This is a genomic window from Hydrogenophaga sp. ZJX-1 (assembly GCF_048590325.1).
Taxonomy (GTDB): Bacteria; Pseudomonadota; Gammaproteobacteria; order Burkholderiales; family Burkholderiaceae_C; genus Hydrogenophaga.
The window spans coordinates 21,465-42,596 of sequence record NZ_JBMBRA010000010.1; the positions used below are offsets into that span (position 1 = coordinate 21,465).

Sequence of the window (21,132 nt, forward strand, 5' to 3'; positions counted from 1 at the left end):
TCGCCCCCATGAGCAACGAGGCCAGCACACTCGACGTCGCCCCCGACGGGCTCGATGCGGTGATGCCCGCTGTGGTGGACCAGGTGGCGCTGGCCCGCCTGTATGGTGAACCGCTGTTCACCATGCCGCGCGACCTGTACATCCCGCCGGACGCGCTGCAGGTTTTCCTCGAAGCCTTCGAAGGCCCGCTGGATCTGCTGCTCTACCTGATCCGCAAGCAGAACTTCAACATCCTCGACATCCCGATGGCGGCGGTGACGCGCCAGTACCTGAGCTACGTGGACGAGATCCGCGCCAGCAACCTGGAGCTGGCGGCCGAATACCTGCTGATGGCGGCGATGCTGATCGAGATCAAGTCACGCATGCTGCTGCCGCCCAAAAAGACGGCCGAGGGCGAAGAAGCCGAAGATCCGCGCGCCGAGCTGGTGCGCCGCCTGCTCGAATACGAGCAGATGAAGCTGGCCGGCCAGCGGCTGGCCGAAATGCCGCAATACGGCCGCGACTTCCTGCGGGCGCAGGTTTTTGTCGAGCAGGCGCTGGCACCACGCTTTCCGGACGTGGCCGTGCTCGACCTGCAAAGCGCCTGGCGCGACATCCTCAAACGCGCCAAGCTGGTCCAGCACCACAAGATCAGCCGCGAAGAGCTTTCGGTGCGCGAACACATGAGCATCGTGCTGCGCCGCCTGCAGGGCAAGAAATTCGTCGAATTCGGCGAACTCTTCGACCCGTCCAGGGGCCAGCAGGTGCTGGTGGTGACCTTCATTGCCATGCTTGAGCTGGCCAAGGAAACCCTGATCGAACTCACCCAGGCCGAGGCGTTTGCCCCGATTTATGTGCGCCTGGCCTACACCCCCACACCATGAGCCGCCCTGCTCCGCCGCTTCTCGGGTCGCTGCCCCTGAAGACCGGCAGCAGCCCGGCCGTGGCTCTTTGATCGCTCCCCAATGACCACCCATTCGTTCGACGTCATCATCATCGGCAGCGGTCTCGCGGGCCTCACGGCCGCCCTGCGCCTGGCGCCCACCCACCGCGTGGCGGTGGTGACCAAGCGGGGCATCTCCGACGGCTCCAGCAACTGGGCCCAGGGCGGCATCGCCGCCGTGCTGGCCGAAGGCGACAGCTACGCCTCGCACGTGGACGACACGCTGGTCGCCGGTGCGGGCCTGTGCGATCTCGAAGCCACCCGCTTCACGGTGGAAAACGCACCGGCCGCCATCGCCTGGCTGCAGGAGCTGGGCGTGCCCTTCTCCACCGAAAACGGCGCCCTGCACCTGACACGCGAGGGAGGGCATACCCACCGTCGCATCGTGCACGCCACCGACGCCACCGGCGCGGCCGTGCAGACCACGCTGAGCGAGCTCGCCCGTTCGACCCCCGGCATCACGTTCTTCGAGAACCACATGCTGGTCGACCTGATCACCGACAGCAAGCTGCCTGGCCACGAGCCCGGTGCTGCGTCCTTGCGCTGCCACGGTGCCTATGTGCTTGATGTGGACCGCGACAAGGTCGAATCCTTCAGCGCGCCGCACACCATCCTGGCCACCGGCGGCGCGGGCAAGGTCTACCTGTACACCACCAACCCCGACACCGCCACCGGCGACGGCATCGCGGCCGCCTGGCGCGCCGGCTGCCGCGTGGGCAACATGGAATTCATCCAGTTTCACCCCACCTGCCTGTACCACCCCAACGTCAAGAACTTCCTGATCACCGAGGCGGTGCGTGGTGAAGGCGGCCAGCTCAAGTTGCCGCCCCACCTGGGCAGCCACCGCTTCATGCCCGACCACGACCCGCGCGCCGAACTGGCTCCGCGCGACGTGGTGGCCCGGGCCATCGACTTCGAGATGAAGAAACACGGCCTGGACTGCGTGCACCTGGACATCTCGCACCACAGCCCCGAGTTTCTGCAGGAACACTTCCCGAACATCCTGGCCCGCTGCGCCGAACTGGGCATCGACATCACCCGGGAACCGATCCCCGTCGTGCCGGCCGCGCACTACACCTGCGGTGGCGTGGTCACCGACCTCGAAGGTCACACGGACCTCCGCGGCCTGTACGCCGTGGGTGAAACCACCTGCACCGGCCTGCACGGCGCCAACCGCCTGGCCAGCAACTCGCTGGTGGAGTGCATGGTGTTTGCCCAGGCTGCCGTGAAAGCAATTGCCGCGGCGGACGCCCCCGCCCGACCGGACATCCCGCTGTGGGACGACAGCCGGGTGACCGATGCCGACGAGCAGGTGGTGATCTCCCACAACTGGGACGAGTTGCGCCGGTTCATGTGGGACTACGTCGGGATCGTGCGCACCGACAAGCGACTGGAGCGTGCAGCGCACCGGATCACGCTGCTGCAGCGCGAAATCCACGAGTTCTATTCGCAGTTCCACGTCACCCGCGACCTGCTCGAGCTGCGCAACCTGGTGCAGGTGGCCGACCTGATCGTCATGTCGGCCATGCTGCGGCACGAAAGCCGCGGCCTGCACTTCAGCCGCGATTACCCCGATCTGCTGCCCGAAGCCAAGCCGACCATCCTGGTGCCTCCCGCCCGCTGAACACGCAGGCGCCGGCAGACTTTCGGGTCCGCACGCACGCTTCCGGAGCTGCCGTACCACCAGCGCCGACCACGATATGGTTCTCGCGCTAAAGTACTGGGATGCCAACCGCCGCCGATCCGGTCTTCGTCAAATCCGCTACTGTCCAGGCCAGCCCTGCGGCCAGTGCGGCTGCGGCCAGCTTTGCCGCACTGGTCGGCAAGCTGGATTACCTGAGCGCGGGCGAGATCGAAAGCGTGCGCCAGGCCTACCGTTTTGCCGATGAAGCCCACCTGGGCCAGATGCGCAAGAACGGCGACCCTTACATCACCCACCCGATCGCCGTCGCTGCCCAGTGCGCCGAATGGAAGCTCGATGCGCAGGCCCTGATGGCCGCGCTGATGCACGACGCCATCGAAGACTGCGGCGTTACCAAACAGGATCTGGTGGAACGGTTTGGCGCTCCGGTCGCCGACCTGGTCGACGGACTGACCAAGCTCGAAAAACTGGAGTTCGACACCCGGGAGCAGAACCAGGCGGAGTCGTTTCGCAAGATGCTGCTGGCCATGGCCAAGGATGTGCGCGTCATCCTGATCAAGCTGGCCGACCGCACCCACAACATGCGCACCATGGGGGACATGCCGCGCAGCAAATGGAAGCGCATCAGCAGCGAAACGCTGGAGATCTACGCCCCGATCGCGCACCGCCTGGGCCTGAACTTCACCTACCGCGAGCTGCAGGACCTCGCTTTCCGCTTCCTGAACCCCTGGCGCTACGAAGTCCTGTCCAAGGCGCTGAACAAATCGCGCAACCGCCGCAAAGACCTGATCTCCCGGGTACAGGGTGAAGTGGACGCCGCGTTCCGCAAGTTTGGCCTTGCCGTGCGCATCATGGGTCGCGAAAAGACGCTCTACTCTGTCTACCGCAAGATGGACAGCAAGCACCTGTCGTTCTCACAGGTGACCGACATCTATGGTTTTCGCATCGTCGTACCCGAGCTCTCCGATTGCTACACCGCGATGGGTGTGTTGCACCAGCTCTACAAGCCCTTGCCCGGCAAATTCCGCGACTACGTCGCCATTCCCAAGGTCAACGGCTACCAGTCCTTGCACACCACGCTGATCGGCCCCTTCGGCACCAACATCGAGTTCCAGCTGCGCACCCACGCCATGGACGTGGTGGCCGAGTCCGGCGTGGCCGCCCACTGGCTCTACAAGGCCAGCGAGCCCAACAGCGACACCTCACAACACCTGGGCACGCAATGGCTGCAATCGCTGCTGGACATCCAGCAGGAAACCCACGACGCCAGCGAATTCTGGGACCACATCAAGATCGACCTGTTCCCCGACGCGGTCTACGTGTTCACCCCCAAGAGCAAGATCATGGCGCTGCCGCGCGGTGCCACCGTGATGGACTTCGCCTATGCGATCCACAGCGGCGTGGGCAACCGGGCGGTGGCTGTTCGCATCAATGGCGAACAGCGCCCCCTGCGCACCGAACTGAACAACGGGGACATCGTCGAAATCATCACCAGCGACAGCGCGGAGCCCAATCCAGCCTGGCTCTCGTTCGTGAAGACCGGGCGCGCGCGCTCCAAGATCCGCCACCACCTCAAGACACTGGCGCAGGAGAAGTCGAACGAACTGGGCGAACGCATGCTGGGTCAGGCCCTGCGCTCCGAAGGCATCGCACCTCTGCCGACCGAAGACGGCCCCTACAAGGCCACCTGGGAAAAGCTGCTGCGCTTCACCGGCAACAAGACGCGCAGTGAACTGCTGTCGGACATCGGCATGGGCAAGCGCATCGCCAGCATGGTGGGCAAGAAGCTCGCGGTGCTGCTGGCAGAAACCGGGCTCAAGCCCGACGCCTTGCTGATCAGCACCGAACGCTACGCCAGCGGAGAAGACGAATCGGTCTCCCAGGGCGTGGTCAGCCTGGACGGCAGCGAAGGCCTGTCGGTGCAATACGCCCCGTGCTGCAAGCCCATTCCGGGGGACCGCATCGTGGGCTATCTGGGACGTGGCGAAGGCCTGACGGTACACGCCGAAGACTGCCCCACGGGCAAACGCCTGCTCGCGCGCGACAGCGAGCGTTTCCTGCAGGTGGAGTGGGCCGACGAACCGGTGCGCCCGTTCGAAACCATGGTGCTCGTCACCGTGACCAACGGCAAAGGCGTGCTGGCGCGTGTGGCTTCGGCCATCGCTGCGGCCGAAGCCGACATCACCCACGTGGACATGGGCGACGAACCCGCCCAGACCGCCACCGACATCCGGTTCTCGATTTCGGTGCGCGACCGCCAGCACCTGGCCGACGTGCTGCGCAGCCTCAAACGCACCACCTCGGTCCTCAAGGCCCAGCGCTTCAAGCCCTGACAACCCCGCCGGGCTCAGGTTGGTGCCGGGTATTCCACCGACAGGATCTCCAGTTCCTGCGACCCGCCCGGCACGACCAGACGCACGACGTCGCCCACACGGGCCTTGAGCAGGGCCCGCGCCACCGGTGAAACCCAGCTGATCTGACCCTGGGCGCTGTCGGCCTCATCCACACCCAGGATGGTGACGGTGGTTTCAGCACCCGACCCGTCGGCATAGCAGACCGTGGCACCAAAAAACACCTGCTCACCCCCATGGTGCATCGACGAATCGACCACCTCGGCGATCTCCAGGCGCTGGGTCAGAAAGCGGATGCGGCGGTCGATCTCGCGCAGGCGTTTCTTGCCATAGAGGTAATCGCCGTTTTCGGAGCGGTCGCCGTTGCTGGCCGCCCAGTGCACGATCTCCACGATCCTGGGGCGCTCGTCGTCGATCAGGGTGAACAGTTCGCTGCGCAGCCGTTCGTAGCCTGCGCGGGTGATGTAGTTGATGCCGCTGGGTGCCGGGGCTGGAGCCGGCAGGTCGTCACCGTCCTGCCCGTCCTGGGAATCGGACTCGCGGGTGAAAGCCTTGCTCATGAATGCGGGGCTCCTGGTCGATGGATGCGACAGAAACGAAAAAGCCTGCAGCTTTTGGCTGCAGGCTTTCCATTTGGTGCGGCTGGCAGGAATTGAACCCACGACCCCTTGGTTCGTAGCCAAGTACTCTATCCAGCTGAGCTACAGCCGCTAAGCTTTGAATTATAGCACGGGTTTTTTGGTAGGCCGTGTTGGACTTGAACCAACGACCAAAGGATTATGAGTCCTCTGCTCTAACCAACTGAGCTAACGGCCCACAAAGCGACGATTGTAGGGGCTGGCCACCGGCTTCAGCCGGGCTTGCCATGGCTCAGGGCGTTGCTCACCAGCTTGGCCGTCACGTCGACGATCTGGATCATGCGGTCGTAGGGCATGCGTTGCGGGCCAATCACACCCAGCGTGCCCACCACCTGGCCGTCCACCTCGTAGGGAGCGGTGACCACCGACAGGGCTTCAAAAGGCACCACCTGGCTCTCGCCACCGATGTAGATGCGCACCCCGTCGGCCTGCGCCGACACATCCAGCAGGCGGATGAGTTGCGTCTTCTGCTCGAACAGGTCGAACATGCGCCGCAGGTTGCCCATGTCGCTGGAAAACTCGCTCACCGACAGCAGGTTCCGCTCACCCGACACCACCACTTCGTCCTGCTCTCCCTTGGCGTCCTCACCAATGTCCACCGCGGCCTGCATGAGCGAGGCGATCTCGCCCCGCAAGGCATCCACTTCCACCTTCAGGCGCGCCCGCACCTCCTCCATCGTCAGCCCCGAGTAGTGGGCATTGAGGAAGTTGGCCGCCTCCTGCAACTGGGTCTGGCTGAAGTTCACCTGGGTGTGGATGATGCGGTTCTGCACATCGCCATCGGGCGACACCAGGATCACCAGCACGCGGCGTTCGGACAGGCTCAGGAATTCGATGTGCCGGAACACCGAGGCGCGCCGCGGCGCCATCACGACGCCCACAAAGTGCGACAGGCTGGACAACATCTGGGCCGCGTTGCTGATGACGCGCTGGGGCTGCCCGGCTTCGATGCCGTGCGTCCCCATGTCGCTCACCGGGGAGAACCCTTCCCGCCGCACCGTGAGCATCGTGTCGACAAAAAGCCGGTAGCCCCGCGCCGTGGGAATGCGGCCCGCCGAAGTGTGCGGGCTCGCGATGAGACCCAGTTCTTCCAGGTCGCTCATGACGTTGCGGATGGTGGCCGGCGAAAGCTCCAGCCCCGCGGCCTTGGCCAACGTGCGCGAACCCACGGGCTGCCCGTCGGCGATGTATCGCTCGACGAGAGCCTTGAGCAGCAGTTTGGCGCGGTCATCCAGCATGCAGCCATTCTAAGGATGTGCAGCGACCCGACACGGTCCGGTGCGTTTTGTACACAACAACTGTATTCACTGGCACACGAATTGCTGAAAGCAACGAAAGGCCATCTGTAGCGCCGTTTCGTGCACCAAGGGTTTCCAAACGCCCTTCGCTGGTGCAGCACGCAGATGGCTTTTGACATGCCCCCAACCTGTTGTTCATCTGGAGAAAACTCTCATGCAATCTGCTTTCAAACATCTGGCCCTCGGCTCGGCCGTCTTCCTGACCGCACTCGGCGCGCAGGCCCAGAGCTCGGTGTCGGTCTACGGCCTGCTCGACCTCAGCATGGGCTCGACCAAGGCGCCGGGGGGTTCATCGGTCAAGTCTGTTGACAGCGGCAAGATGACCACCAGCTATTTCGGTTTTGGTGGCAAGGAAGATCTGGGCGGCGGTCTGTCGGCGGTGTTCAAGCTGGAGAGCTTCATGCGCACCACCACCGGTGCCCAGGGCCGCTTCGACGGCGACACCGCTTTCGCGCGCTCCGCCAACGTCGGCCTGTCCCACAAGGACTACGGCACGATGACCTTCGGGCGCAACACCACCGCGCTGTTCGTGTCCACGCTGATGTACAACGCCTTCGGCGACTCCTTCGGCTACTCCCCCAGCATCCGCCACTACTTCACCAGCGGCACCACCACCGGCGACACCGGCTGGAGCGACTCCTTTGCCTATGCCAGTCCGACCTTCGGCGGCGTGCGTTTCGGCCTCGCCGGTGCCAACAAGAACAGCGGCGCCACTGAAAGCAACGGCGGCAACTGGAGCGCCAACGTGGGCTACGGCGCTGGCCCGGTGTCGACCTCGCTCGTGGTCCAGCGTGTGAAGAAAGACGGCGCCAGCCCGGTGGCCGACACCCGCACCACCCAGCTCGGCGGCTCCTACGACTTCGGCGTGGTCAAGGCCTTTGCCCAGTACGGAGAAGTCGACAACCTGACAACAGCCAACACCTACAAGATCAGCGGCCTGGGCGCGCGCTTTCCCATCGGCGCCGGCGCGCTGCTGGCGCAGTGGGGTCAGATCAGCCCCGAGAGCGGCGCGGATCGCAAGACCCTGTCGCTGGGTTATGTGCACGCGTTGTCCAAGCGGACCGAGCTGTACGCCGTGGGCATGAACGACAAGGTCGAAGGCCTGTCCAGTGGCTCGGGCTACTCGCTGGGCATCCGCCACCGCTTCTGAGCCGGGTCGCTGCACAGCGCCTGAAAACAAGGGTTTTCAGGCGCTGCCGGCCTGTGCGGCTATGTTGTAATTTGCGCATGAGCCTGCACCCCGATACCCGTTCTGCGCCCGCCGCGGTCGCGCCGAACCTGCGTTTTTCGCACGTGGCCATCATTGGCAAATACCAGGCTCCCGGTTCGCGCGACGTGGTGGACGAAGTCGCCCACTTCCTGAACGACGAAGGCTGCGATGTCTCGCTGGAGCGCGATACCGCGCTCAACACCGGCCTGCGGCAATACCCCGCGCTGGACGTGCCCGCCATCGGTCAGGCCTGCCATCTCGCGCTGGTGGTCGGTGGCGACGGCACCATGCTGGGCATCGGTCGACAGCTCGCACGCTACGGCGTTCCGCTGGTGGGCATCAACCAGGGCCGCCTGGGCTTCATCACCGACATCCCCTTCGGCAGCTACCGCGAAAAGCTGCACGCCATCCTGCACGGCGCATACGAAGAAGACCCCCGCGCCCTGATGGCCGCCAGCGTCTGGCGCGACGGTCGCTGCGTGTTCGAGGCCACCGCACTCAACGACGTGGTGGTCAACCGCGGTGGCGTGGCCAGCATGATCGAACTGCGCGTGGAAGTGGACGGCCATTTCGTGGCCAACCAGCGCGCCGACGGCCTGATCATCGCCACCTCCACCGGATCGACCGCTTACTCCCTGTCGGCCGGCGGCCCCCTGCTGCACCCCGCCATTGGCGGCTGGGTGATGGTGCCGATCGCCCCGCACACGCTGTCCAACCGCCCCATCGTGTTGCCGGCGCACTGCGAGGTCGCGGTCGAGATCGTGTCGGGCAAAGACGCCAGCGCCAATTTCGACATGCAGTCCCTCACCAGCCTGCTGCACGGTGACCGCATCGTGGTGCGGCGCTCCGAGCACACCCTGCGCCTGCTGCACCCTGCAGGCTGGAGCTACTTCGACACGCTGCGCAAGAAACTGCACTGGAACGAAGGCGGCTGAAATTCCGGTCAAAATACGACCGCTTCATCCACCGCTGCAGCCCTCCATTTCACGCCATGAGCCTCAGACGCATCGTTTTGCGCGACTTCGTCATCGTGCAGTCGCTGGACCTTGAACTCCATTCGGGTTTCAGCGTGCTCACGGGCGAAACCGGTGCCGGCAAATCCATCCTCATCGACGCCCTGCAACTCGCTCTCGGCGCACGAGCCGACAGCGGTGTGGTGCGTGAAGGGGCAACACGCTGCGAAATCGCCGCCGAGTTCGATCTGCCGTCTCGTCTGGTGCCCTGGCTGGATGAACAAGGCTTCGCGCAAGAGGACCATCTGCTGCTGCGACGCACCGTGGATACCGATGGCCGCAGCCGCGCCTGGATCAACGGCAGCGCCGCCACCATGGCGCAGCTCAAGGCCCTGGCCAACGACCTCGTGGACATCCATGGCCAGCACGCCTGGCAAAGCCTGACCCGGGCCGATGCCGTGCGGGCCCTGCTCGACGGCTATGCCGGCATCGACACGACCTCCGCCACCCAGTCCTGGGCCCAGTGGCGGCTGCGCCGCAAGGCGCTGGAGACGGCCACCGGACGCCAGAGCACCCTGCAGCAGGAGAGCGAACGGCTGGCCTGGCAGATCGCCGAACTCGACAAGCTCCAGCCAGCAGCCGGTGAATGGGAAGAACTCAACAGCCAGCACAGCCGCCTGGCCAATGCCCAGGCCTTGCTGGACGCGGCCAACGCGGCCACGCTGGCGCTGGAAGAGGAAGAATCCAGCGCCGCAGCGCTGATCCACCGCGCACTTTCGGCCTTGCAGGCCCAGGCCGGCATCGAACCACAGTTCAGCGCGCCGGTAGAAGCACTGGAAGCCGCCCTCGCCCAGGTGCAAGACACCGTGCACAGCCTGCACCAGTACAGCCGCCGCACCGACCTGGACCCCGCCAGCCTGGCCGTGCTGGACGAACGGCTGGGGCTCTGGATGTCGCTCGCCCGGCGCTACCGCCGGCCCCCCGAGGAACTCGCCGCACTGCATGCGCAGTGGAAGTCGGACCTCGCCGGCGTGGACCAGGCCCTGGATCTGGCGGCACTGAATGTGGCCGAACGCGAGGCCTGGACGGCTTTCAACACCGAACTGCAAACGCTCAGCAAACGGCGCCAGCAAGCCGCGCCCAAGCTCTCCAAAGCGGTCACCGAAACCATGCAGACCCTGGGTCTGCAGGGCGGCCGCTTCGAGGTGGCACTGCAAAAACTCGACGAGCCCCAAGCCCATGGCTGGGAACAGGTGGAGTTTCTGGTGGCGGGCCACGCGGGCGTCAGTCCGCGCCCCGTGGGCAAGGTGGCGTCCGGCGGCGAGCTTTCTCGCATCGCGCTCGCCATCTCGGTCGTCACCAGCCAGCTGGGCCAGGCGCCCACCTTGATCTTTGACGAAGTGGACTCGGGCATCGGTGGCGCTGTGGCCCACACGGTGGGCCAGTTGCTGCGCCAGTTGGGTCAGGACCGCCAGGTGCTCGCCGTGACCCACCTGCCCCAGGTCGCGGCCTGCGCCGACCACCACCTGCTGGTGAGCAAACAGCAACAGGGCCAGCAGACCCTGAGCACGGTGGCGCCCATCACCCGTGATCACCGGGTGGTGGAACTCGCGCGCATGCTCGGCGGCGGCGAACGCTCCGAAGTGTCGCTCGCACACGCCCGCGAGTTGCTCACCCCATGAACGCCACGGCTCTCCCGCCCACTGACGCCGCTGCCGAAGCGCCCCCCGCGATCGAGCTGGTGCTGATCACCGGCATGTCGGGCTCGGGCAAGTCGATCGCGCTGACCGCACTGGAAGACCTGGGCTTTTACTGCGTGGACAATCTGCCGCCCGAGTTGCTGGCCTCGTTCATCGCGCTGGAGCAGAGCCACCGCGCCAGCAAGGTCGCCATCGCCATGGATGTGCGCAGCGCGGCCTCGCTGCCGGGACTGCCTGACCGGCTGGAGCAAATCAAGAACCAGGCCGGCCAAAACGTCCTCCTGCGCACCGTGTTCCTGGACGCGACCACCGACACCCTGGTGAGGCGTTTCTCCGAAACCAGGCGCCTGCATCCACTCTCGCTCAAACAGACCGACGACCAGTACCGCGCGCTCACCGACGCCATCGAACACGAACGCGAACTGCTGTCCGAGTTGCGCGAACGTGCACTGGTGCTCGACACCAGCCTCATCCGCCCGGCCCAGCTGCGCAGCCACATCAAGGACCTGCTGGGCACGGGGCAAGCCCCGCTCACCCTGGTCTTCGAATCCTTCGCATTCAAACGTGGCGTACCGATGGACGCCGACTTTGTCTTCGACGTGCGCATGCTGCCCAACCCGCACTATGAACCCGAGCTCAAGCCCCTGACCGGTCGCGACGAACCGGTGGCGCGCTACCTGGCCGAACAGGTCGAGGTGCAGGCCATGGAGCAGCAGATCGGTGCCTTCCTGCGCCACTGGTTGCCCCAGATGCTGAGAGACCACCGCAGCTATGTCACCGTGGCCATCGGCTGCACCGGCGGGCAGCACCGCTCGGTCTATCTGGTCGAACGTCTGGCGCAGGGGTTTGCGGCCGAATGGGCCACCCGGTTGCGCCACCGCGAGATCGATGGCTGGCCGGCTCCCGCGAGGTCCGCAACGCCCGAAGCGAAGACGCGCCAGACCTGAGCGCGTCTGTTCGGCGCGGGGGGTCAGTCGGGCAGTTGCACCAGCAACTGCCGCACGGGCGCCGGCAACCCCAGCGCATCGAGGCCCCCCAATTCCACCCAGCACCCGTCGGCACCCGCGGGCGACACCGATGGCGGCAGGTCCAGCAGCAGCGGGTGCAGGCGCAGTTCACGGTGCGTGAGGCTGTGAGCCACCGGCGACAGGGCCCGCATGCGGGCGGTGTTCGGGGGCAGCGTCACCAGAGCCGAGGCTTCGTCGGCAAACACAGGCGTGCAAAACAGGCCGGCCCAGATACCCTGGTTGGGGCGCCGTTCCAGCCAGACCCGATGCGCCCCGTCATCTGACGGAGAACGCAGCACCAGCAGCCACCAGCTTTCGTGTCGCCGCTTGAGGGTCCGGGTCTTGACGGGATAGCGGCTGGCCGTGCCCTCCTGGCCCGACCGGCACAGCGCCAGCACCGGGCACGCCACACACGACGGCCGGCTGCGCGAACACAGCGTGGCGCCCAGGTCCATCAGCCCTTGCGTGTAGGCCACCATGTCGCCCGCTGCGGGTTGCTCAGGCAACAAGGTCTGCGCGATCTCCCACAGACGGCGCTGCTGCGCCGCCTGCGCCAGATCACCGTCAAACGCCAGCAGGCGCGTGAGCACGCGCCGCACATTGCCATCCAGAATCGACACCCGCTCGCCATGGCAGAACGCGGCAATGGCTGCTGCCGTCGACGCACCAATGCCCGGGAGGGTCTGCAGCTCGCTGGACGTTGACGGAAAACTCCCTGCGTGCTGCGCCACCACCACCTGGGCGCAGCGGTGCAGGTTGCGCGCCCGGCTGTAGTAGCCCAGGCCACTCCAGAGCGCCATCACCTCATCGGGCGTTGCGCTGGCCAGGGCCTGCACATCCGGGAACCGGGACAGGAAGCGCGGGTAGTAGTCCAACACCGTGCTGACCTGCGTCTGTTGCAGCATCACTTCGGACAGCCACACGCGGTAGGGATCGTGCGTGCCCTGCCAGGGCAGCCCGTGGCGCCCGCTGTGGCGTTGCCACTGCATCAGCACCTCTGCAAATCCGGTGGGCAGGGCGGCTCCGGCAACCGCAGACTCCTGGCCAAGCGCGCGGCTCACCGGAATGCCTTCGCCCTGGGTGCGGTGCGAGCTGGCTTGGGAACGGCCCTGCGCGCCGCTCACTGGACGACCCTCCGTGCTGCGCACTGCGGGGCTGAGCGCCTTCGGAACGGCCGGGCGGCGCTCATTGGACGACCCTCCGTCCTGCGCACTGCGGGGCTGAGCGCCTTCGGAACGGCCGGGCGGCGCTCATTGGACGACCCTCCGTCCTGCGCACTGCGGGGCTGAGCGCCTTCGAAACGGCCGGGCGGCGCTCATGCCGCGACGGCTTCGGCTTCGGGCTCGGCGAGCAGGTGGTTGGTCAGTTCGGCCAGCTTGGCGTCGGTCAGGTTCAGCTGGCTCTGCTGGCTCTGCAACTCACGGATGCGCTCATCCAGCCCGCCCGCGGCCTGCTGGATGCGCGAGACGGCTTCGATGCGGCGGGTGAAATTGCGCCGACGCTCGCGCAATTGCGCATCAAGCTGGGCCGCAGCCGACTTGTTCCAGAGCTCCACCTCGTTGACCGCGGTGTCGTACACCACGCGCAGACGGCTCATGAGCGCGCGCGCCAGCCGCTCAGCGAACTCGGGTTGCGCCAGCCGCAAGGCGTTGCCCAGGCTCAGGTACTGCAGGTGGCTTTTCTCGATCAACGCGAGGTCTTTGTGGTACGCCGAAAGCCGGGGCGGCGTGGGCGGTTGCAACGAAAACCCGTACTCCGCGTTCAGGTTCTTGAAGCTGCCCTCCAGCATGGACTGGATTTCTGCCGCCAACTGATCGGCCCGGTTCAGGTCAACGGCCAGCTGCTCGAAGGTCTTGCCATAGGCGCGCCGCACACCGAGCTTGATGCCCGGCTGCTTGAGCGCACGCGCCAGCTCCGACACGCGGCTCTTGAGGTGCGTGTTGCCCAACTGGGCAAACAGGTCTTTGAGCAGGCGCAGGTGCACCGAACGCACCGCCTGGATCTTGGCACCGCTGGCATCAAAGTCGGCCTGCTCCTGCTCGATGCGCAACCGCATCTGCTTGATCACGCTGGTGTTCTTGCCGCGCAGGCCGTCAAGTTCCTGAACCTGCTCCAGGATGTCGCGGGCCCGCGTGTGCACCAGCCGCCCGGTTTCCTGGCGCAGCGACTGGATGCCCTTGGACACCACTTCGGCCAGGATGCGCCGGCGCTGACCCAGCAAACCTTCGCCCAGCGCGGCCTCGAGTTCCATCAGGTTGCTCGCCTGCAGCAGCTTGTCATCCCGGCTGACCTTGGCCAACAGACCTTTTTGCGCCGACACCGCCAGCACCTGTTGTGGCGACAGCCCCAGTATCTCGGCCGAATCGGAGCGCTGCGACGCAATCTGCAACTGCACCTGCTCGGGTGAGCTCAGCGCGTCCCACATGGTGTCGATCTTGTTGAGCACCACCAGGCGCGTCGCCTTGTCCTCACCCACCACGGACAGGTGCTCCCGCCAGATGCCGAGATCGGATTTGGTCACGCCGGTGTCGGCGGCCAGGATGAAAACCACCGCGTGCGCCTGGGGCAGCAGGCTGACGGTCAGCTCGGGCTCGGCACCAATGGCGTTGAGTCCCGGGGTGTCCAGGATCACCAGACCCTGCTTGAGCAGGGGATGCGCCATGTTGATCAGGGCATGGCGCCACTTGGGGACTTCGATCAACCCGTCCGAACCGACCAGCGGGTTTTCGTTCGGCGTCCCGTCGTTCCAGAAACCCAGGGAAGCGGCCTCGGCCTGGCTGACACGGCGCACTTCGGCGACCTTCTGGATCGCACGCGCGAGCTGCTGGGGATCGTTGACGTCCAGGTCCACCCGCTCCCATTTGTCGGGCGCATTGCGCCAGTCCAGCAGCGACTGGGGCTGCAACCGGGTTTCGATCGGCAGCAGCCGCAGGCAGGGCGGCACGTCAGCGTCGTAGCCCAGCTCGGTGGGGCACATGGTGGTGCGCCCGGCGCTGGCCGGCATGATCCGCCGCCCGTAGCCGGCGAAAAACACCGCATTGATCAGCTCGGACTTGCCGCGCGAGAACTCGGCCACGAAGGCCACCATCATCTTGTCGTTCTTGACCTGGGCGTGCAGCTGGTCGAGCCGCTCACGCACCCCCGCCTCCAGCAGGTCGTGGTCGCTCAGCCATTCGGACAGGAGCTTGAGTCGCAGGGCAAACTGCTTGCGCCAAACACCGTGCTCGTCAAATTCCTGATTGAAAGTCATGTAACTTTTTTTCTGCGTATTGGGCAATATAGCATCGGCCCGGCTGTCAGGAGCGCTGGCATTGTGGGCAGAAAAACGAGGAACGCTGGCCCTGCCGGATGGCCCGGATCGGCGTCGCACAAACCCGGCAGGCCTGCCCCTCCCGACCGTACACCATGGCATCCAGCTGAAAATACCCGGTCTGCCCCTCGGCGCTGGAAAAATCACGCAATGTGCTCCCGCCCAGGGCCAGCGCGCGCTGCAGGACCGTCACGATGGCGCCATGCAGGCGCAACGCCCGGGGTCGGCTGATCCGGTCAGCCCTCAGCGTGGGGCGCAAACCCGCCATGAACAACGCTTCCGACGCGTAGATGTTGCCCACGCCCACGACGATGTCGCCCGCCATCAGCACCTGCTTGACGCTGGCGCGGCGTTGCTGCAGGGCCTGATGGAACATGACGGGATCAAACCCGACCTCCAGCGGCTCCACACCCAGCCCGCCCAGCAACTTGAGCGCCCTCGGGTCGGCCAGCGAGTCGGCATGCACCACGGCACCAAAGCGCCTCGGATCGTGCAGCCGCAGGGTGCCGCGGCTGGTCTGCAGCTCAAAATGATCGTGCACCCCGCGGGGCGGCAACTCGGCAGCGAACTGCAGGCTGCCCGACATGCCCAGGTGCAACAGCAGCAGCCCCCGATCCAGGTGCAGCAGCAGGTACTTGCCTCGCCGCGTGACACGGCCCACGTTTTGCCCGACCAGCGCCTCGGGCGCACACCCCAGCGGCCAGCGCAGCGGTTTGCCCACCAGCACGCCCAACACCCGGGCACCCGCAATGCGATCGGCGAAACTCCGGCGGGTGACTTCAACTTCGGGCAGTTCAGGCATGGAGCAAGGTGCTTTTTTCAGTGGATACCGGAACGGTTCAAAGGCCTTCGGATCAGACCCCGTACCGATCCACCCTTCCATTATCATGAACGAATGAATACCCTGCACAGCCCCGTCGCCACCCCGGCCCACGGGCGCCTGAAACCCCTCGTCTGGTGGCTTCGCGGCCTGTTGGGCGCATCGCTGCTGGCGAGTGCCTTTGCCTCTCAGGCCCAAGGCACACCGGCCCCCGTGGATACCGCTACTTCGGCCGCCGAAACACCCCAGGTGCGCAATTCCGACCTGGATGCCCCGTTGTTCTACCAGTTGTTGCTGGGTGAACTCAACGTCGGTGCCGGTGACCCCGGCACCGGCTATTCGTACTTCCTCGACGCGGCGCGCAAACAGCATGACGCCCAGCTGTACCGGCGGGCGGTGGACATCGCTCTGCAGGCCCGCTCGGGCGAAGCGGCCCTGACCGCGGCCCAGGCCTGGTCAAAAGACCTGCCCGATTCGCTGGACGCCGACCGCTTCGTGCTGCAAATCCTGCTGGCGCTCAACCGACCCGGCGAAACCGGCCCGGTCCTGCGCTCCCTGCTCGCCCGCTCGCCAGTCGCCGAACGCAACGACACCATCAATGCGATTCCACAAACCTATGCCCGCGTCGCCGACAAGGCCCTCGCGCTGAAAGTGGTGCGTGAAGCACTGACGCCCTCGCTCAAAGATTCCGAAAGCGCAGCGGCGGCCTGGACCACGCTGGGGCGCATGGAACTGGCGCAGGACCAGCTCGCCCCGGCGCTGGAGTCGGCTCGCCAGGCACAAGCGGCAGAGCCCGGATCGGTGTTTCCCGCCCTGCTCGCGCTGGAGTTGATGGAACGGGGTCAGAAAGACGCCGAGGCCTTGGTGCGCATGCAGCTGCAGGCCAGCCCACCATCCGCCACCAACGGCACCACGGTGGCCTTGACCTATGCGCGCATCCTGCTCGACCTGCAGCGCAACGCCGAAGCCCGCGGCCTGCTGGAGCGCCTGACCCAGGCCCAACCCGATCTGCCCGAGCCCTGGCTGCTGCTGGCCTCGCTGCAGGTGCAGGACAGCACCTCCCACGCAGCCGCGACCGCTTCGCTGCAGAAATACATGGCCCTGGCCCGCCAGTCCGGTGACGAGCGCAGCACCCGTGGCCTGACCCAGGCCTATCTGCTGATGGCCCAGATGGCGGAAAAGCAGAAAGACTTTGTGGCCGCCAACGCCTGGCTGGACCGGATTGAAAATGCCGACGAAATCATGGCGGCCCAGATGCGCCGCGCTTCGTTGCTGGCACGCCAGGGACAGATGGCCCAGGCGCGCGCCCTGCTGCGCAACCAGCCCGAGCGTCGCCCCGAAGATGCGCGCCTGAAGCTCGTCGCCGAGGCCCAGCTGCTGCGCGACTTCAAGGACTGGCAGCAGGCCTACGAGGTGTATGGCGAAGCCGTCACCCGCTTCCCGAACGACAACGACCTGATCTACGACCAGGCCATGATGGCCGAGAAGGCGAACCGGCTGGATGCCATGGAAAACCTGTTGCGCCAGCTGATCGCCACCAAGCCGGACCACCACCACGCGTACAACGCACTGGGCTACTCGCTGGCCGATCGCAGCGTGCGCCTGCCCGAAGCCAAACAGCTGATTGAAAAGGCCGTCGAACTCGCACCCGAAGACGCCTACATCCAGGACAGCCTGGGCTGGGTGGAGTTCCGGATGGGCAATGTCCGTCGCGCGCAGGACATTCTCCAGAACGCCTATGTCAAGCGCCCCGATGCCGAGATCGCCGCCCACCTGGGCGAGGTTCTGTGGGCGCAGGGACAACAGGAACAGGCCCTGAAGATCTGGCGCGAAGGTCTGCTGCTGTCGAGCGACAACGAAACCCTGCAAGGCACCCTCAAACGCCTGCGTGTCCAGCCATGAGCCTGGACGCGGGTCGGGGCGCGTGGTCACGCCGCCACGCGGTGCTGGCGGGCCTGGCCACGGCGATCCTGATGACCGGTTGCGCCACCCCCCAGCGCAGCGCCGCCCCGGGTGAGTCTTTCTGGAGCGGACGGCTGGCCCTGAATGTCGAGAGCGACCCACCCCAGTCGTATTCAGCCAGCTTCGATCTGCGCGGTTCACCCGATGCAGGCGAACTGCTGCTGAACTCGCCACTGGGCAACACCCTGGCCCGGGTGCAGTGGCAGCCGGGCAGCGCCGAGTTGCACCAGGGTGAACGCGTCACACAGCGCCAGAGCCTCGATGAACTGACCACCGAGTTTGGTGGCACGGCGTTGCCCGTGGCGGCCCTGTTTGCCTGGCTCCAGGGTCAGGCCCGCGAGGCCGATGGCTGGCAAGCCGATCTCTCGCGCCAGCCCGAGGGGCGGGTGAACGCCCGACGTCGTCTGCCGCTGCCCGCCGCCGAACTGCGCATCATTTTCCAGCCATGACACCGGTCCACACCCGCTCGGTGCGGCAGCACCTGCACGGTGTTCCCGCGCCGGCCAAGCTCAACCTGTTCCTGCACATCACGGGCCGCCGCGCCGACGGCTACCACCTCTTGCAGTCGGTCTTCATGCTCATCGACTGGTGTGACCGGCTGGATGTCGAGCTGCGCACCGACGGCGGCATCAGCCGCCAGGACCTGCAGCCGGGTCTGCTGCCCGCCGAAGACCTGACGCTGCGTGCCGCCCGGGCCTTGCAGCAAGCCACCGGCTGCACCCTGGGCGCACACATCACGCTGGACAAGCGCATACCGGCCGAAGCCGGCATGGGTGGCGGTTCATCGGACGCGGCGAGCACGCTGCTGGCGCTCAACCGGCTCTGGGGCCTGGACCTGCGGCGACACGAGCTGTCCGCCATCGGTCTTCAGCTGGGCGCCGACGTCCCCTTTTTTCTCGGGGGCCACAACGCCTGGGTCGAGGGTATCGGCGAGCAGATCACGCCCATTTCATTGCCTCCTGCGCGGTTTCTGGTGGTCAAACCGGCAGGTGGCGCGTCCACGCAACGCATTTTTGCTTCGCCCTTGCTGAAGCGCGATACAAAAACTGCTACAATCCAAGGCTTTGCTGCAAACGACACACAAGATCTGCCGCGGCTCGATATCCAGAACATTCTGGACTTCGGGCACAACGATCTTCAGCCTGTGGCCCAGACCATCTGCCCTGAAGTGGGGCAATGCCTGGACTGGTTGTCCGCTCAGGGCCTGCAAGGCCGCATGACCGGATCGGGCACCGCGGTGTTTGCGCAAATGCCGCATCCGCTGGATGAGCATCCTGTCCCTGGTGACTGGACTGTCCGCGAATGCAGCAACATGGATGCACATCCATTGCTTGACTGGTGCAGCGATTAGAATATCGGCTTGCGCACAGCCCAGGCAGTTGATGCGCAACCTGCGACATGTTTTTGGGTTGTCTGTCCGGCTTCATCGCCAAACAGATGACCTGCGTAGGGGAGTCGCCAAGTTGGTAAAGGCACTGGATTTTGATTCCAGCATGCGAGGGTTCGAGTCCTTCCTCCCCTGCCAGATTTTTTGAAACACGTACCGGCCGGGCCGCTTCGACACACGTTAAGCGGCCACTTTTTTTGCCGTTGATGCAGCTGGGAACACCATGCAAGTTCAGCCCCCGGATTTCATGATCTTCACCGGCAATGCCAATCCGGTATTGGCCGCCGAAATCGCCCAGCACCTCGGCACCCAGCTCGGCTCGGCCAACGTGGGCCGTTTTTCCGACGGTGAAGTCACCGTGGAAATCACGCAGAACGTGCGCACCCGCGAAGTCTTTGTGATCCAGTCGACCTGCGCGCCGACCAATGAGAACCTGATGGAACTCATTATCATGGTCGATGCACTCAAACGGGCCTCGGCCTCGCGTATCTCGGCCGTCATCCCCTATTTCGGCTACGCCCGCCAGGACCGCCGCCCGCGCTCGAGCCGCGTGCCGATCACGGCCAAGGTCGTGGCCAACATGCTGCAGGCGGTCGGTGTCGACCGCGTGCTCACCATGGACCTGCACGCCGACCAGATCCAGGGTTTCTTCGACATTCCGGTGGACAACATCTACGCCTCGCCGGTGCTGCTGGGCGACCTGCGCGCGAAGAATTACACCGACCTGCTGGTGGTGTCGCCCGACGTCGGCGGCGTGGTGCGTGCCCGTGCACTGGCCAAGCAGCTCAACTGCGACATGGCCATCATCGACAAGCGCCGCCCGAAGGCCAACGTGTCCGAAGTCATGCACGTGATCGGTGACATCGAGGGCCGCAACTGCGTGATCATGGACGACATGATCGACACCGCCGGCACGCTGGTGAAAGCCGCCGAGGTGCTGAAAGAACGTGGTGCCAAGAGCGTCTACGCCTACTGCACACACCCGATTTTTTCCGGCCCCGCCATCGAACGCCTGGCCAAAGGCAATGCGCTGGACGAGGTCGTGGTGACCAACACCATCCCGCTGTCGCAGGCCGCTCAGGCCTGCTCCAAGATTCGCCAGCTCTCCGTGGCGCCGCTGATGGCCGAAACCATCGCGCGCATCGCCTCGGGTGAGTCGGTCATGAGTTTGTTTGCCGATCAGGACAACCTTTTCTAAGGCCTGATCGAAACAAAAAGCAGGCCGCCCTGTGCATTCAGCAAGCGGCCTTTTTCAACCGAGGCGTTCTGGTCGCGGAACCCCTCTACAGGAGTCAGTTATGCAATTTGTCGCTTTTGAGCGCGCCAAGCAGGGTACGGGTGCGAGCCGCCGTCTCCGCATCACCGGTCGCACGCCCGGTATCGTTTTCGGTGGCGAAACGCCCGCCGCCACGATCGAACTCGATCACAACGCCTTGTGGCATGCCCTGAAGAAAGAAGCCTTTCACGCTTCGATCCTCGACATGGAACTCGCTGGAACGACCCAGAAAGTGCTGCTGCGCGACGTGCAGTACCACCCCTTCAAGCCCCTCGTGCTGCACGTGGACTTCCAGCGCGTGGACGAAAAGACCCGCCTGCACAAGAAAGTGCCCCTGCACTTCGTGGGCGCTGAAGAGTCGCCTGCCGTGAAGGTGGACAAGTGCGCTGTCAGCCACGTGATGACCGAAATCGAAATCGAGTGCCTGGCCACCCAGCTGCCCGAGCACATCACCGTGGACCTGAGCAACGTCACCACGGGTTCGACCGTTCACACCGGCGACATCGTGCTGCCCAAGGGCATCAAGCTCGTGCTGCACGGCCGCACCAACCTGACGGTGGCCACGCTGGTCGAGCCGGTCAAGGAAGTGGTTGCCGCTCCCGTCGTGGCCGCAGTCGACGACAAGAAAAAGGGCAAAGGCAAGAAGTAAGTTCTGC

At 65.4% G+C, this 21,132-nt stretch carries 17 protein-coding genes and 3 tRNA genes; 13 read left to right on the forward strand and 7 right to left on the reverse strand.

What is annotated here, in order from left to right; translation table 11 throughout:
* Nucleotides 1–8 precede the first annotated feature (8 nt).
* The 3 genes from ACN5W5_RS22245 to ACN5W5_RS22255 all read left to right on the forward strand — a co-directional run bounded on the left by ACN5W5_RS22245 (nt 9) and on the right by ACN5W5_RS22255 (nt 4,897).
* On the forward strand, nt 9–863 hold the full coding sequence (locus ACN5W5_RS22245; protein ID WP_420050622.1) for a segregation and condensation protein A: 855 nt from the start codon (nt 9–11) through the stop codon (nt 861–863).
* An 81-nt stretch (nt 864–944) separates the two neighbouring features.
* Nucleotides 945–2,546 carry an L-aspartate oxidase gene (gene nadB, locus ACN5W5_RS22250; RefSeq protein ID WP_420050623.1) on the forward strand — a complete coding sequence of 534 codons (1,602 nt, stop codon included), beginning with the start codon at nt 945–947 and terminating at the stop codon, nt 2,544–2,546.
* 101 nt (nt 2,547–2,647) lie between these two features.
* Nucleotides 2,648–4,897, forward strand: coding sequence for a RelA/SpoT family protein (locus ACN5W5_RS22255; protein ID WP_420050624.1), 2,250 nt, complete (start codon nt 2,648–2,650; stop codon nt 4,895–4,897).
* 14 nt (nt 4,898–4,911) lie between these two features.
* Here ACN5W5_RS22255 and greB read toward each other — a convergent pair whose 3' ends face one another.
* The 4 genes from greB to hrcA form a co-directional block, all read right to left on the reverse strand.
* Nucleotides 4,912–5,475 (reverse strand): transcription elongation factor GreB, encoded by a 564-nt coding sequence (greB, locus tag ACN5W5_RS22260; protein WP_420050625.1) that lies wholly within the window; start codon nt 5,473–5,475, stop codon nt 4,912–4,914.
* Between the two features lie 74 nt (nt 5,476–5,549).
* Nucleotides 5,550–5,626 (reverse strand) — tRNA-Arg (locus ACN5W5_RS22265).
* A gap of 28 nt (nt 5,627–5,654) precedes the next feature.
* A tRNA-Ile gene (locus tag ACN5W5_RS22270) sits at nt 5,655–5,731 on the reverse strand.
* A 34-nt stretch (nt 5,732–5,765) separates the two neighbouring features.
* Nucleotides 5,766–6,791, reverse strand: a complete 1,026-nt coding sequence (gene hrcA / locus ACN5W5_RS22275; RefSeq protein ID WP_420050626.1) for a heat-inducible transcriptional repressor HrcA — start codon at nt 6,789–6,791, stop codon at nt 5,766–5,768.
* A gap of 214 nt (nt 6,792–7,005) precedes the next feature.
* Here hrcA and ACN5W5_RS22280 point away from each other — a divergent pair, with 214 nt between their 5' ends.
* The 4 genes from ACN5W5_RS22280 (at nt 7,006) to rapZ (ending at nt 11,661) form a co-directional block, all read left to right on the forward strand.
* Nucleotides 7,006–8,001, forward strand: coding sequence for a porin (locus ACN5W5_RS22280; protein ID WP_420050627.1), 996 nt, complete (start codon nt 7,006–7,008; stop codon nt 7,999–8,001).
* Nucleotides 8,002–8,078: 77 nt separating this feature from the next.
* Nucleotides 8,079–8,996, forward strand: coding sequence for an NAD kinase (locus ACN5W5_RS22285; RefSeq protein ID WP_420050628.1), 918 nt, complete (start codon nt 8,079–8,081; stop codon nt 8,994–8,996).
* Nucleotides 8,997–9,052: 56 nt separating this feature from the next.
* Nucleotides 9,053–10,696 carry a DNA repair protein RecN gene (recN, locus tag ACN5W5_RS22290; RefSeq protein WP_420050629.1) on the forward strand — a complete coding sequence of 548 codons (1,644 nt, stop codon included), beginning with the start codon at nt 9,053–9,055 and terminating at the stop codon, nt 10,694–10,696.
* Nucleotides 10,693–11,661 carry an RNase adapter RapZ gene (gene rapZ / locus ACN5W5_RS22295; protein WP_420050630.1) on the forward strand — a complete coding sequence of 323 codons (969 nt, stop codon included), beginning with the start codon at nt 10,693–10,695 and terminating at the stop codon, nt 11,659–11,661. The genes recN and rapZ overlap by 4 nt, the downstream gene beginning before the upstream one ends.
* 23 nt (nt 11,662–11,684) lie before the next feature.
* On the opposite strand, the gene mutY is transcribed toward rapZ, so the two are convergent.
* The 3 genes from mutY to mutM all read right to left on the reverse strand — a co-directional run bounded on the left by mutY (nt 11,685) and on the right by mutM (nt 15,833).
* Nucleotides 11,685–12,737, reverse strand: a complete 1,053-nt coding sequence (mutY, locus tag ACN5W5_RS22300) for an A/G-specific adenine glycosylase (RefSeq protein ID WP_420050735.1) — start codon at nt 12,735–12,737, stop codon at nt 11,685–11,687.
* A gap of 299 nt (nt 12,738–13,036) precedes the next feature.
* Nucleotides 13,037–14,971, reverse strand: coding sequence for a dynamin family protein (locus ACN5W5_RS22305; RefSeq protein ID WP_420050631.1), 1,935 nt, complete (start codon nt 14,969–14,971; stop codon nt 13,037–13,039).
* Nucleotides 14,972–15,017: 46 nt separating this feature from the next.
* Nucleotides 15,018–15,833, reverse strand: a complete 816-nt coding sequence (gene mutM / locus ACN5W5_RS22310; protein ID WP_420050632.1) for a bifunctional DNA-formamidopyrimidine glycosylase/DNA-(apurinic or apyrimidinic site) lyase — start codon at nt 15,831–15,833, stop codon at nt 15,018–15,020.
* A gap of 93 nt (nt 15,834–15,926) precedes the next feature.
* On the opposite strand from mutM, the gene ACN5W5_RS22315 reads away from it, so the two are divergent.
* The 6 genes from ACN5W5_RS22315 to ACN5W5_RS22340 all read left to right on the forward strand — a co-directional run bounded on the left by ACN5W5_RS22315 (nt 15,927) and on the right by ACN5W5_RS22340 (nt 21,125).
* Nucleotides 15,927–17,753, forward strand: a complete 1,827-nt coding sequence (locus ACN5W5_RS22315; protein WP_420050633.1) for a tetratricopeptide repeat protein — start codon at nt 15,927–15,929, stop codon at nt 17,751–17,753.
* Nucleotides 17,750–18,262 (forward strand): lipoprotein insertase outer membrane protein LolB, encoded by a 513-nt coding sequence (locus tag ACN5W5_RS22320; protein ID WP_420050634.1) that lies wholly within the window; start codon nt 17,750–17,752, stop codon nt 18,260–18,262. Before ACN5W5_RS22315 ends, ACN5W5_RS22320 begins: the two co-directional genes overlap by 4 nt.
* Entirely contained in the window at nt 18,259–19,164 is a 906-nt protein-coding gene (ispE, locus tag ACN5W5_RS22325) for a 4-(cytidine 5'-diphospho)-2-C-methyl-D-erythritol kinase (protein ID WP_420050635.1), read from the forward strand. Before ACN5W5_RS22320 ends, ispE begins: the two co-directional genes overlap by 4 nt.
* Before the next feature lie 97 nt (nt 19,165–19,261).
* Nucleotides 19,262–19,338 (forward strand) — tRNA-Gln (locus ACN5W5_RS22330).
* Between the two features lie 85 nt (nt 19,339–19,423).
* Entirely contained in the window at nt 19,424–20,398 is a 975-nt protein-coding gene (locus ACN5W5_RS22335; RefSeq protein WP_177138724.1) for a ribose-phosphate pyrophosphokinase, read from the forward strand.
* A 100-nt stretch (nt 20,399–20,498) separates the two neighbouring features.
* The gene (locus tag ACN5W5_RS22340) at nt 20,499–21,125 is read left to right on the forward strand and encodes a 50S ribosomal protein L25/general stress protein Ctc (protein WP_420050636.1); all 627 of its coding nucleotides are present in this window, start codon (nt 20,499–20,501) and stop codon (nt 21,123–21,125) included.
* Nucleotides 21,126–21,132: the final 7 nt, after the last annotated feature.